A 12404-nucleotide genomic window follows, 5' to 3' on the forward strand; every position below is an offset into this window, starting at 1 on the left:
CAGGGAAACCACCCATACCTGTTCCAGGGAAACCGCCCATACCTGTTCCAGGGAAACCACCCATACCTGTTCCAGGGAAACCGCCCATACCCATTCCAGGGAAACCACCCATACCTGTTCCAGGGAAACCGCCCATACCCATTCCAGGGAAACCACCCATACCTGTTCCAGGGAAACCGCCCATACCTGTTCCAGGGAAACCGCCCATACCCATTCCAGGGAAACCACCCATACCTGTTCCAGGGAAACCACCCATACCCATTCCAGGGAAACCGCCCATACCTGTTCCAGGGAAACCACCCATACCCATTCCAGGAAAACCGCCCATACCTGTTCCAGGGAAGCCACCCATACCCATTCCAGGAAAACCTATAATACGGTAAGAATCTAATGTCATGTTTCCACCTACTTTTTATAAATATTTCATACTCTTTTACATGCTATGCTTAAAGAAAATAAAGGAGCTTATTCTCATTTGAAATTAGGCAGACTAACTACTGATAAGTGGGGTTATGTGAACTTCATATGTATAGGATATAGATAAAAGGACTTTCAATCTTCGAATAAGAATTTAATAATTTATACAATGAATTGATAAACTGGGCAATCTGTTCATGTTAGAGTTTGTTATCATCAATCCTTTTAAACAAAAGATATAGTATTATCATTTCGAGAAGATTCTTTTATCTCCAGTTTTGGTAGCGATAAGGACTTTTGGGGAGGAGAAATCTATTACTCTTGTTAAGTTTATAGTAAACAAATTAGTCTCATACGTAGGCTTTTAGTTCAACAATAGGTAGATTACTTTCCTTTAGTTTGTAATTAAATATTATATCGTCCATGCGAAAATTCACATCAACTTCAAGAGAAATGAGAGTACCCCCGTTTTTGTATTGTAAAGAAATTCTGTATATATTGATTATAGATGGTGTGGAATAAATTGGTAATGGTTATTGCTAAAATTCCAAATATAAAAAACTGGAAAATTCAGTTTTATGAGAAGGGACAATGTGATAAAATGTAAAAAATAAAGAAAAAGCAATGAAAGAGAAGAGTACATATTCAAAACTTTTCAGAGAGCTGATATGTGGTGGGAATCAGTAAGGGATGAATATGGAATGGGCTCTGGAGCTTCTAGCTGAAATGAGTAAGTAAAGACGGTTACTTCACGTTATCGAAGTATGAAGTGAGCTAATGATAGCTAATAAAGGTGGTACCGCGGGAGTCTCTCGTCCTTTTTAAGGATGAGGGGCTCTTTTTGTTTTTTTTTTGAGAAAGGAGGAGTTAGGATGAGTGGAAAAATTATGTTAACAGGAATTAAGCCGACGGGTTATCCACATTTAGGGAACTATATTGGCGCGATTAAACCTGCATTGCAAATGTCAAAGAATAATGAAGGAAAAGCATTGTATTTTATAGCTGACTATCATGCGTTAAATGCTGTGCATGATCCAGAGAAGTTTAGTAGTTATACGAAAGAGGTAGCTGCTACTTGGTTATCACTCGGACTTGGAGAAGATGTTATTTTTTATCGACAAACAGAAGTGCCGGAGATTCTAGAGTTAGCTTGGATATTAGCTTGCTTAACTCCGAAAGGGCTTATGAACCGTGCTCATGCGTATAAAGCGAAGGTGGAGCAAAATAAAGAAGCAGGATTAGAAATCGATGCAGGAGTGAATATGGGATTATATACATACCCGATTTTAATGGCAGCTGATATTTTATTATTTCAAGCGACTCATGTACCGGTAGGAAAAGATCAAATCCAGCATATTGAAATCGCTCGTGATATTGCGACGTATTTTAATCATACATTCGGCACGACATTTACGCTTCCTGAGTATGTAGTGCAAGAAGAAGGGGCAATTTTACCGGGACTTGATGGAAGAAAGATGAGTAAAAGTTACGGAAATGTTATCCCATTATTTGCAGAGCAAGAAAAACTACGAAAGTTAATATTTAAAATAAAAACAGATTCTTCACTTCCAAATGAACCGAAAGAACTAGAAACGTTATTTACAATCTATAAAGAATTTGCGACAGAAGATGAAATTCAATCAATGCGTGAAAAGTATGAGACCGGAATCGGATGGGGAGATGTGAAAAAAGAGTTATTTCGCGTTGTAAATCGTGAGTTAGCTGGACCTCGGGAAAAATACGCAACGTATATGAATGAACCCCATTTACTATATGAAGCATTAGAAAAAGGTGCTGAGAGGGCGCGGGCTATTGCGAAGGTGAATTTGGTGGAAATTAAAAAACGGATTGGATTTGAGAGGGGACGCTGAGCGTTCCCTTGTTTTTTTCTATATAAATTTTAATGATTTATTCGTCATATTGTTACGTAAAAGTAAGGGGTTTTATATTTTCTTTCGAAACTTATTAGTTGCATATATTAAAAAGTATGCTAATATAATTATACTTATTAAACGTGTTTAATAAGTATAATTAAAGGCACTTATTAAAGTTGTTTAATAAGTGTAATTCATTCTATAACGAAGGAGATGATTCTATGAAAACGGAAAAAGAAAAGATGTTGGCGGGAGAAATGTATATTGCGGATGACGAAGAATTAGTGGCTGATAGGGTGGAGACAAAACGTTTGACACGTCTTTATAACGAGGCTATGGAGACAGGAGATGAACAACGTTTTACTTTATTAAATCAGCTTTTAGGTTCTTCAGCTGACGGAAAAACCCACATTAATCCTGATTTTCGTTGTGATTACGGCTACAATATCCATGTTGGAAAGAACTTTTTCGCAAATTTTAATTGTGTGATTTTGGATGTTTGTGAAGTACGAATCGGTGATAATTGTATGTTTGCACCTGGTGTTCACATTTATACTGCTACGCATCCGTTGCATCCGGTAGAGCGGAACTCTGGAAAAGAATATGGGAAGCCTGTAAAGATTGGTAACAATGTTTGGGTTGGCGGGGGAGCCATTATTAACCCTGGTATTTCAATTGGAGACAATGTTGTAATTGCTTCAGGAGCAGTTGTGACAAAAGATGTACCTAATAATGTAGTAGTTGGTGGTAATCCAGCTAAAGTTATTAAAACGATAGAAGAATAAAAGGCGTTTTCATTAGTGTGTAAATTATCGTATAGACAATTTGAAAGGTGTTTCATATGGAGAAATATAGTGCGGACAATCATACAAAGACATTACTTGCCTCCCGAAACGTTCTTTTTCTCTTATTTGCTTTGCCAGGTGTCGCGTTTGCTACATGGATTTCAAGAACAGCAGCGGTGCGAGATATTTTAGGAGTGTCAAATGCAGAAATGGGCTGGATTTTGTTCGGACTATCAGTCGGTTCAATAATTGGTTTACTGAGTGCAAGTCGCTTCATTGACTGTAAGGGAGCTAGAGACGTTATTATAGGCAGTATGTTTTTTATGATTGTTGGATTGCTTTGTTTAGGTATTAATATTTATTTTGTTTCTAGTATGGGGGCTTTTGGTAGCTTACTAGTATTTGGGGTAGGATATGGATTAGCAGAAGTCGCATTAAATGTAGAAGGTTCTTCCGTTGAGCGGAAATTAGGAACAACACTTCTACCGAAATTTCACGGTTTTTTTAGCATAGGAACTTTAGTAGGCGCGCTTAGTGGTTCTGTCGCGGCTTCGCTTCACATCCCAATTCTGTATCAGTTTCTTGCAATTTCGATCGTATTTGTATTACTTGTATGTATGTTGTATCGTTTTCTTCCGCATGGAACAGGAAAGAAGGAGAAAGCGCGGAACAATAAGCGAGCGAAGCGTACTTCTTTACGTATGGAAAAAAAGGTGCTTTTAATTGGTCTTTTTGTACTTGGAATGGCATTTGCAGAAGGAAGTGCAAATGATTGGCTACCTATCGTGATGGTAGACGGACATCAGCAAAGTGTAGTGACAGGCTCTATTATGTACACAATTTTTGTATTGGCAATGACGTTAGCTCGTATGTGTAGTAGTTATTTCCTTGATCGATTCGGTCGTGTCACTGTCGTACGTGCTACTATTATAATGGCGATTATAGGAATGTCAATCGTCATATTTGGGAGTAATTTATATTTTCTAGCACTTGGTGTAGTACTGTGGGGGATTGGTGCCGCGCTAGGTTTCCCGATTGGTCTTTCAGCTGCTGGAGATGGTGGTGAAAATGCGACTTCTAATGTTGCTGCAGTTTCTATCATCGGTTTTACAGCCTTTTTAGCCGGACCACCATTTTTAGGTATACTGGGGGAAGCATTCGGAATACGCAATGCCTTGCTAGCTGTTTTATTATTTGTTGTCTTGTCTGGAATTGTATCGTCTGTTACGAGAGAGAATAAATCGAGTTAAATAAGGAGTGCATGCCAGCGGAAATATATCATCTCTATTGCTTTAGAAAATGATGTATGATATATTGTCAACGCAACTTATTAAAAGTGTTTAATAAGTATGTTGATTAAGGTGGTGAGCGATTTGAGTGAGCAATTTGTTACTCAAAAATCGATTAAAGAGACGATCCTTCGCGGCATTCGTACAGCTCTTCTAGAGCAAGGTAGTGCAACGAAAGTTGAACTTAGTAATACATTAGAAATTAGTTTTCCAACGATAAGTAAATTTATAGAAAATATGAAACAAGACGGTGAAGTCACTTTAGTTGGTTTAGATGATTCAAGTGGCGGAAGAAGAGCGAAACGATATGCGTATAATCCGGAATATATGTTAGGATTAGCGATATTTTTAGAGAAAAATGAAACGAATTATACCATTTTTAACTGTTTAGGGGAAGTAAAAGAACAAGGAAGTACTTCAAGTGTATTAATGGATACGGGCTTACATTTATTAACAGAACATATAGAAAGTCTTATAACTACATTTCCGAAAATAAGCTCTATATCAATTGGTGTTCCTGGTGCGGTCGATAATGGACGTATTTTCTACATTCCTGGATATGAAAAGTTTCAAAATTTTAATTTGAAAAGTCATTTGGAGGATCTGTTTTCTATACCAGTAGTAATAGAAAACGATATGAATGCCGCAGTGCTTGGTTATTATAAAAACACTGGAAATCATGACAATTCCTCTCTTGTATATTTGTATTCAGGTCAAAATGGCCCAGGTGCGGGGATTATGATAAATGGAGATGTAGTACGAGGAAGCACCTTTTTCTCAGGAGAGATATCTTTCGTTCCGCAGTATGATAATAAAAATTTCCTACAAGCTTTAAGAAGTGGAGACGAAGTAAACGATGCAAATAATCCAGAGGAATATAATATAGATGCTATTACTCGTTTAATAGCTACATGTATAGCTATTATTAACCCTCATGCCTTTATCTTCTGTGATGATGAAGTGAACCAATTTGTAATAGATCAAATTGTAAAAACTTGTCCGCAGTACATTCCGGCCGAGCATATTCCTCAAATAACAGTGAGTGTTTGGAAAGAAGATTATTTATATGGATTAAAAAGCCTTGGACTTGATCTTATGATTACGAAAACAAAGAAAGAAAATTAAATGTACTGGCAAATAAGCATCCAATTGCCAGTTGAATAACATAAAAGAAAAGGTGTCGATTATGAAAATTGAACATGTAGCAATTTGGGTAAATGATTTAGAAGGTATGCGTGATTTCTATAAACAGTACTTCAATGGTAAGGAAAATAGCATATATCACAATCCGAAAAAGCAGTTTGAATCTTATTTCATAACTTTTGAAGGTGGGGCGCGTCTAGAACTTATGAGACAGGTAGGGATAGATGATGCATTACAAACACAAACAATAGGATATGCTCATATTGCTTTTTCTGTAGGTAGTAAAGAAAAAGTGAATCAATTAACGGATATGTTAAGAGAAGCAGGCTATCCTGTGTTAAATGGCCCGCGTACTACAGGAGATGGTTACTACGAAAGTGTAGTAAGTGACCCTGAAGGAAATCAGATTGAGATAACAATCTAGTTATGTAGTAATAATTGATAAAAGTATAAAACTTGTTGTTCCCCAAAATGTTTGCGAGAAATCTATTATTTCTTTAGAAAGGGGGACATAACAGTGAGTGAGTCAATTTTTATTTTTTGTATATATTCATTGTTTATTTGTATTATATCAATAGCTGGGACATATAAAATGGGTACATTTTACGTGATGCCAATGGTAACATTTCTTGTTTTTCTTATTTTAAATGTTGCATTGTATGATCCATCATTTTTCTTTTGGGTTGGCATGTATACTATTTTTGCATTTATTGTTTCTTATATAACTATACTTTTTGTAAAGGGATATAAAGTTGTAGAAAGAGAACGTTAATATCATTTTGGGGAAATAGGGATTTACGGTGAACGAAAACAACCTCATTTCACGTTGTAATGACGGGAAATGAGGTTGTTTTATTTCCATTTTTAATTAGAGGGATGAAAATCGTGAAGAATCCCCTCAATGACTGGATGAAGGGTACTAGGTAACTCATCAAGCGGAAAGAAACGTAATTCTTTTGACTCAGTTTGATCACATATAAGCTCACCGTGAAATTCACGGCAAATATAAACAACGAGTACACCGTGTACTTGATCGCCGTTTGGATAGATTTGAAAGTAATCTGGTCCTGAGTATGTACGGAATAGTTCTGGATTTTTAATGATAAGCCCAGTTTCTTCAAATACTTCTCGCTTTAAAGCGTCTTCGAGTGTTTCGTTATATTCTAAGGCCCCGCCAATAATACCCCAGCGGTTAAAATCTGTCCGAAGCTGCAGTAATACTTCATCTTTTTCATTTAATATAATGGCGTGTGAGCCTATCAAAATAAGTGGATGATTTCCTACTAGATTTCTCATGTCTTCAATATAGCCCATATTTCTTCTCCTTATATTTAATAATAATTAGGCAGTTCTTTTAACATTTTTTCTGTTTTACGTGCTGTAAATGCTAAGTTATGATCATCTTTTGTTCTAAAAAATAATGTGCGTAAAAAGAGTTTAATGTTTGCGCATAAAATACAATACTCATTAAGGGAAAGGCGTTTTCTAATTTGAGGAAGCCTTTTTATTTTTTTATAAATAATTGAAATTAACTCATCTTGCGGAAAGTCATGATATAGCATCGATAGTAACGGCGTAACAATGCGTTCATCTTCGTTATTATGAAATAGATCCGATGGAATGAACATTTTATTTAATAAACAATGAATTAATTCTTCGTACGACTCAAAGGTCGTATAGGAATTGTGAACAATTTCAGTGAAGGCATCAGATACGTGTGCAAGACAATGAGCCCATCCTTTATTTTCAATATAGCCTCGAAAATCCATTTCTAAGTTTGTGTATGTAATGAGTTTGTTTTTTATTTCTTCGATATCCTCCTCTGTAAAAAAGTAGTGCGAGTTAGCGAATTGGAGTATTAACGCAATTAACGAAACAGTGTATGAACGTGTGAAAACCCCATCTGTATGTGGGGAGTGAATGTCACAATATAAATACTCATCACTTAAACAAGTTTGTAAAAGTAATTTCAGTTGATCATCCATAAGAAATTCGTGATGAATAAAATGGGCAAAACATTTATAGATAAGTTGGTAACGAACGTAACTATCAGTCGTTCCGACATACTGAAGCATGTTCAACGTTAACTCATTAATATCTATATGTTGCAGTTGCGTATAGTCATTTTGTTGTATAAGCTCTAACTGTTGTTGCAGCGCTGTAATATCCAATGGAGAACCTCCTCCGCACTTTAAAGATGCGATGTTTTCTAGTATTCTATATATTCAAGGACAATCCTGCTCATGCAAGGAGAACAAGTAGAAATTCGGGTATGACATAGATGAGGGAAGTATATGATGACTATAGAACAGTTAGAAAAACATTTTAAAATAAGAAGAAATGCTTCTTCTGTCATGATAAAAGAAAATAATGCAGAGATTTTTACAGAAGAGCAATTAGAAGAGATGATGCAATATTGCGTTGCTGAAGCTGAAAAAGATGGATTAGAAAAACTATATTTTGAAATCTCTTCAAAAAGCCCAAATTATGATGTGTATAAAAAATGTTTCGAAACGTATTCATTTGAATATATTACTGAAAACATGATCGTATTTAAGGATATATATGAAGTAGAAGCTGTAGAAAGTGAAATTGATTTTAAGCTTATTGAAGAAGTAGGAGAAGATACTTTTTATTCTCTTTGGAACGAAATGACGGAAGAACAAGTCACTTATGATCAATTTGTAAATATGATGCTACAAGAAATTGGTGGGCAATGGAAAGAACATTGTTTAACAGCGAGTATCGATGAAGAGCCAATAGGAATTGTAATCCCGCATATTGAAAGAGGTACGTTAGAAGAAGGAAAACTTATGTATTTCGCAGTCGCTCCAAATATGCGAAATAAAGGGTATGAAGCAGCATTCTTTACAGGGGCAATGTTTGTCTTAAAGGAAATAGGCGCATCTTATTATATTGGTGAGACAAATGTACAAAACGAGTGGATGAAGGATGTCTTTGAAAAGAACGGATGTCAGCAACTGAGCTCTACTGAGCGATATGTGAGAAGATTTTAGAAGGATGGATGGCTTACTCTCTCGAACTCATTTAGCGGGAGGGTTATATATGCCGGAAAAACAATTTCATTCTTTTGTTTTACTGTATCCAGAGATCTTGTTAGAAGGTTGGAACATCGAAAAATTTTCAGAGCGTTATGAGGGTGAAAAGTGGGAAACATTTTGGTTTCAAGTTGTTACGCCAACTAGTATGTTTCGGGTAAAAGAGTTTTTCCTCGATATAATGGAGCCGGTATTTCCAGATAGTTGTATTTCTCAAGCAAAAGGAGCTTGTTTTCAATATAAAGGGTTTGTGTATTGGAAAGGTGTAAATTATAAGGGAAAAGAAAGTTACGTTACATCTAAATGGAAAACGCAAATTGAAATTTCTATTGATCGTGGAAATGTAAACCAAGATGAAATGGAAAGATTTCTATTTGGGTTACAGCCGGTAAATATGGAGTTTGCGAAAACGATATTACATACACCATTTCACTTATTAAGCTTTCAAGCGAAGAGAGGTGAAATGGGTGAGATAGGAAGATGTCGTGATTGGAATGCTCCAGATGACGTAATCTATTCGAAATTGCCAATTCATGAAAAGTTAAGTTGGAAGCTCGAATCGATCGGATTAGGAAATGACGAAACGCAGTATGTATACTGGGATGAAGATAGTAAACTATATGCACTTTGGGTTTGTAGGCATAAAAACAAAGCGTACTATCCTGTTTCTTCATGGACAACGAATTATAGCGTTAAACAGATGATAAACGGGTTAGAGTTTTATTCGCACCCAGATCGGGGAACAGTTGTATATGAAGATTTAGATGATGAGCAAATCGCATATGTATTTCGAGGGAATCCGTGTACAAATTTTGAACAAGTAAAAGAACTTTTTGCCTGTTTGTAAGATAAAAAGAAAAATGAGAACGACAAAGTAGATATTCCTATAATACAATAGAGTAAGATTCGATTATAAGAGAAAGCGTTGGTGAAAGAATGGAGCAGCAAAGAAATTGGCTACAAGCAACTGTAGAAAGAAATGAAGATAATACGTTACAAATAAAGTGGGAAAATAATATAGAAGAAGTTCGTATTTATTGGAGTACTTCACCAGATCATATTGAAGAAACTGGAGAATTACTTGTAACAGTAAGTGGGGATTCAGCATGTACAATTGAAAACCCGAGTGAAAATGAGCGTCCATATTTTAGGTTAGTAGGAAGTAATGGACAAGCAGTGACAGTAGCTGAGCGTAGATTACCATTACAAGGTGCGTTTAACTTCCGTGATATGGGAGGATATGAAACGACTGAAGGCCGTAAAGTAAAATGGGGTAAGTTGTATCGTTCTGAAGAATTAGCAGGATTAACTGAGTGGGATATCGAGTATTTACAGAAGTCTGGCTTAAAATTAATTTGTGATTACCGTACAGATTTTGAAGTGAAACATAAGCCAAATCCAGGTATTACAGGTGCTCGTCAAATATGCTTACCAGTTATGCAAGACTTAGCGAAAGATTTAAATATAAATGAGTTTTTCCAAGTTGGTGATTTATCAGTATTAGGCAAACCAGGCGAATACCTTGTGAAAATGAATCAAGATTTTGTAAGTGGTAATGAGGCGTTTGTGAGCTTCTTAAAACTCGCTCGAAATCCAGAAAACTTACCGTTAGTAAACCACTGTACAGCTGGAAAAGATCGTACTGGATTTGGTTCTGCATTATTATTACTTCTATTAGGTGTATCAGAAGAAACAGTAATGAAAGACTACTTACTAAGTAACGGTTTCCGTGAAAAGTTAAATGAAAAAATGATGGCATTTTTAGGTGCAAAATTACAAAACGATGAAAGTAGAGCAATATTAGGTGCGATGTTTGAAGCTCGTGCTGAATATTTACAAGCTGCGATTGATGAAATTAAAAAGCAATACGGATCAGTTGAAGCATACGCTGAAAAAGCTCTTGGCTTTACGAAGGAATCGTTAGAGGAAATGAAAGAATTATTGCTAGAAGATAAATAATGAGGAGGGAGGCTGATGGGATTAGCCTCCTTTTCTTATTGTTGCTATAATTTTGTTTATGAGGATGTTGTGCACCGAGGAGAAAATGGTGAAAAGGACTTACGAATCGGGGGATGAAATGATTCATACACGCTTAAAAGCAGAAGAGTTAAGGGGAAAGCTAACAATAATATTAAGTCAAGAATACAGGGAATTAGCTGTTCAGGATTTAAAGGTGATTGGAACGGGTGTGCAAAATATTGTTTTTCGCGGAGATTCAGAAAAAGGGGCTTTAGCATTTCGAGTGCCGTGGGAACGTGAAGTGGAAAATATAAATGAAGATTTATTTAATAGTCGGATTTCATTGCAAAAGGAAACAGAGCTTTCTAAGTTTTGTTATTCAAAAGGTATTCCAGTGCCAAAGATACATGGATTGTATCTTTCTGCCGAACTTGATTTTTTAATATCGGATTATGTATCTACTGATCATATGCCAATTTCTGCATGTGAAATAGGGAAGTTAGTTAGTGAGCTTCATAGTATACCAATCGATGGTTTACAATACGAGCAGAACATTAGAGAGCCAATTAGTAAGTATATAGCGGAACGAATTGTGAAAAGAGTAGAAGGTTTTAATACAATTACGGATTGTGGAATTAAACTTCCAGATACAAAAACAATTGAACATATTCTTAGTACAGCTAATCATGTAAAGAGTTTATTGCATATGGACATTCGACCAGCAAACTTAATTGGATATAATGGAGAAGTTAAAGCGATAGTTGATTGGGATAACGCTCTAATTGGTCATCCATTATTGGAGCTTATGAGAATAGCTGAAACGAATGAGGTTAATTGGGAAGAATTTAAAGAGGGATATAAGAATGATGGTATCTTTAACGCTACCCCGCATATTGTTAGTTTATTTTATAGGTTAGATACAGCGGTCATGCTTGCAAACTTATTTATAGCACATTTGAAAATAGAAGATAAAGGTGTATTCTATAAAGAGCGAGTCAAAGCACTTTATAATGAAATATATATAAGCTTATAATTAAGCTATGAGAATGAAGTTTTTAAATTAGGAATTGAGGAGAACACCATGAAATACAAAGTTATATTATTCGATGTAGACGATACATTATTAGATTTTCCTAAAACGGAAAGAAACGCATTACATAATACCTTTGTACAGTTTGGCATGCCTACAGGGTATAATGATTATCTTGCAAGTTATAAAGAGATTAGTAATGGATTATGGAGAGATTTAGAAAATAAAATGATTACGCTAAGTGAATTAGCGGTAGACCGATTTAGACAATTATTTGTACTTCATAATATAGAAGTAGATGCGCAGCAATTTAGTGATATATACCTTGAAAATTTAGGGAAAGAAGTACACCTTATAGAAGGTGCAGTGCAATTATGTGAGAACCTTCAAGATTGCAAGTTAGGTATTATTACGAATGGATATACAAAAGTGCAACAATCTAGAATTGGAAATTCGCCTTTATGTAACTTCTTTGATCATATTATTATTTCAGAAGAGGTTGGCCATCAAAAGCCAGCCCGTGAGATTTTCGACTATGCATTTGAAAAACTTGGGATTACTGATAAATCCAGTGTACTAATGGTTGGAGATTCGCTAACTTCTGATATGAAAGGCGGAGAAGATTACGGTATTGATACTTGTTGGTATAATCCGAGTCTGAAAGAAAACAAGACAAGTGTTAAGCCGACCTATGAAGTGGAGAGTTTGCTGCAAATTTTAGGAATTGTAGATATTGCGGAAAAAAGTGTAGTCTGTTCCTAATCTAAATGAAATTATATCGACGCAAAATGAAATATATCGAACATAACTTCGAATATATCGACGTTTCAACAAAAGATACCGATTTA

General features: G+C 35.6%; 14 protein-coding genes and 1 other annotated feature. Of the genes, 11 read left to right on the forward strand and 3 right to left on the reverse strand.

The features are described 5' to 3' along the window. On the reverse strand, positions 1–397 hold a 397-nt coding region (locus CDB3_RS07935), incomplete at its 3' end, for a hypothetical protein (RefSeq protein ID WP_128854027.1). Positions 398–1032: 635 nt separating this feature from the next. Continuing rightward, positions 1033–1240 (forward strand) — a binding site (T-box leader). Between the two features lie 4 nt (positions 1241–1244). On the opposite strand from CDB3_RS07935, the gene CDB3_RS07945 reads away from it, so the two are divergent. From CDB3_RS07945 to CDB3_RS07970, 6 genes are all read left to right on the forward strand, one after another. After that, positions 1245–2288 carry a tryptophan--tRNA ligase gene (locus tag CDB3_RS07945; RefSeq protein ID WP_128854028.1) on the forward strand — a complete coding sequence of 348 codons (1044 nt, stop codon included), beginning with the start codon at positions 1245–1247 and terminating at the stop codon, positions 2286–2288. A 224-nt stretch (positions 2289–2512) separates the two neighbouring features. Further along, complete coding sequence (locus tag CDB3_RS07950) at positions 2513–3076, forward strand: maltose O-acetyltransferase (RefSeq protein WP_128854029.1); 564 nt, start codon at positions 2513–2515, stop codon at positions 3074–3076. Positions 3077–3132: 56 nt separating this feature from the next. Beyond that, positions 3133–4326 (forward strand): MFS transporter, encoded by a 1194-nt coding sequence (locus CDB3_RS07955; protein WP_128854030.1) that lies wholly within the window; start codon positions 3133–3135, stop codon positions 4324–4326. A 123-nt stretch (positions 4327–4449) separates the two neighbouring features. Beyond that, positions 4450–5490: an ROK family transcriptional regulator gene (locus tag CDB3_RS07960; protein WP_128854031.1), complete on the forward strand. Its 1041-nt coding sequence runs from the start codon at positions 4450–4452 to the stop codon at positions 5488–5490. 61 nt (positions 5491–5551) lie between these two features. After that, positions 5552–5932 (forward strand): VOC family protein, encoded by a 381-nt coding sequence (locus CDB3_RS07965; protein WP_128854032.1) that lies wholly within the window; start codon positions 5552–5554, stop codon positions 5930–5932. Positions 5933–6025: 93 nt separating this feature from the next. Next, on the forward strand, positions 6026–6280 hold the full coding sequence (locus tag CDB3_RS07970; RefSeq protein ID WP_128854033.1) for a YbeF family protein: 255 nt from the start codon (positions 6026–6028) through the stop codon (positions 6278–6280). A 92-nt stretch (positions 6281–6372) separates the two neighbouring features. Here CDB3_RS07970 and CDB3_RS07975 read toward each other — a convergent pair whose 3' ends face one another. Then, positions 6373–6822: an NUDIX hydrolase gene (locus tag CDB3_RS07975; protein ID WP_128854034.1), complete on the reverse strand. Its 450-nt coding sequence runs from the start codon at positions 6820–6822 to the stop codon at positions 6373–6375. Between the two features lie 17 nt (positions 6823–6839). After that, on the reverse strand, positions 6840–7679 hold the full coding sequence (locus CDB3_RS07980) for a DUF2785 domain-containing protein (protein WP_128854035.1): 840 nt from the start codon (positions 7677–7679) through the stop codon (positions 6840–6842). A gap of 123 nt (positions 7680–7802) precedes the next feature. Here CDB3_RS07980 and CDB3_RS07985 point away from each other — a divergent pair, with 123 nt between their 5' ends. The 5 genes from CDB3_RS07985 (at position 7803) to CDB3_RS08005 (ending at position 12318) form a co-directional block, all read left to right on the forward strand. Continuing rightward, positions 7803–8525, forward strand: a complete 723-nt coding sequence (locus CDB3_RS07985; protein WP_128854036.1) for a GNAT family N-acetyltransferase — start codon at positions 7803–7805, stop codon at positions 8523–8525. 4 nt (positions 8526–8529) lie between these two features. After that, the gene (locus CDB3_RS07990; RefSeq protein ID WP_372708529.1) at positions 8530–9414 is read left to right on the forward strand and encodes a hypothetical protein; all 885 of its coding nucleotides are present in this window, start codon (positions 8530–8532) and stop codon (positions 9412–9414) included. A gap of 89 nt (positions 9415–9503) precedes the next feature. Beyond that, a complete protein-coding gene (locus CDB3_RS07995) occupies positions 9504–10526 on the forward strand; it encodes a tyrosine-protein phosphatase (RefSeq protein WP_128854038.1) in 1023 nt (340 codons plus the stop codon). A gap of 88 nt (positions 10527–10614) precedes the next feature. Then, a complete protein-coding gene (locus CDB3_RS08000) occupies positions 10615–11559 on the forward strand; it encodes a phosphotransferase family protein (protein WP_128854070.1) in 945 nt (314 codons plus the stop codon). Positions 11560–11607: 48 nt separating this feature from the next. Beyond that, on the forward strand, positions 11608–12318 hold the full coding sequence (locus CDB3_RS08005) for a YjjG family noncanonical pyrimidine nucleotidase (RefSeq protein WP_128854039.1): 711 nt from the start codon (positions 11608–11610) through the stop codon (positions 12316–12318). Positions 12319–12404: the final 86 nt, after the last annotated feature.

Origin of the sequence: Bacillus sp. CDB3 (assembly GCF_002081505.1) — a bacterium.
In the GTDB taxonomy this organism is placed as follows: Bacteria; Bacillota; Bacilli; order Bacillales; family Bacillaceae_G; genus Bacillus_A; species Bacillus_A cereus_AT.

What these genes read in the sequence shown, in the direction of transcription:
- CDB3_RS07990 (WP_372708529.1), top strand. Translation starts at nt 8,530, where the DNA reads ATGGATGGCTTACTCTCTCGAACTCATTTAGCGGGAGGGTTATATATG.
- CDB3_RS07955 (WP_128854030.1), top strand. Translation starts at nt 3,133, where the DNA reads ATGGAGAAATATAGTGCGGACAATCATACAAAGACATTACTTGCCTCC.
- CDB3_RS07950 (WP_128854029.1), top strand. Translation starts at nt 2,513, where the DNA reads ATGAAAACGGAAAAAGAAAAGATGTTGGCGGGAGAAATGTATATTGCG.
- CDB3_RS07995 (WP_128854038.1), top strand. Translation starts at nt 9,504, where the DNA reads ATGGAGCAGCAAAGAAATTGGCTACAAGCAACTGTAGAAAGAAATGAA.
- CDB3_RS08005 (WP_128854039.1), top strand. Translation starts at nt 11,608, where the DNA reads ATGAAATACAAAGTTATATTATTCGATGTAGACGATACATTATTAGAT.
- CDB3_RS07965 (WP_128854032.1), top strand. Translation starts at nt 5,552, where the DNA reads ATGAAAATTGAACATGTAGCAATTTGGGTAAATGATTTAGAAGGTATG.
- CDB3_RS07945 (WP_128854028.1), top strand. Translation starts at nt 1,245, where the DNA reads ATGAGGGGCTCTTTTTGTTTTTTTTTTGAGAAAGGAGGAGTTAGGATG.
- CDB3_RS07975 (WP_128854034.1), bottom strand. Translation starts at nt 6,822, where the DNA reads ATGGGCTATATTGAAGACATGAGAAATCTAGTAGGAAATCATCCACTT.
- CDB3_RS07985 (WP_128854036.1), top strand. Translation starts at nt 7,803, where the DNA reads ATGATGACTATAGAACAGTTAGAAAAACATTTTAAAATAAGAAGAAAT.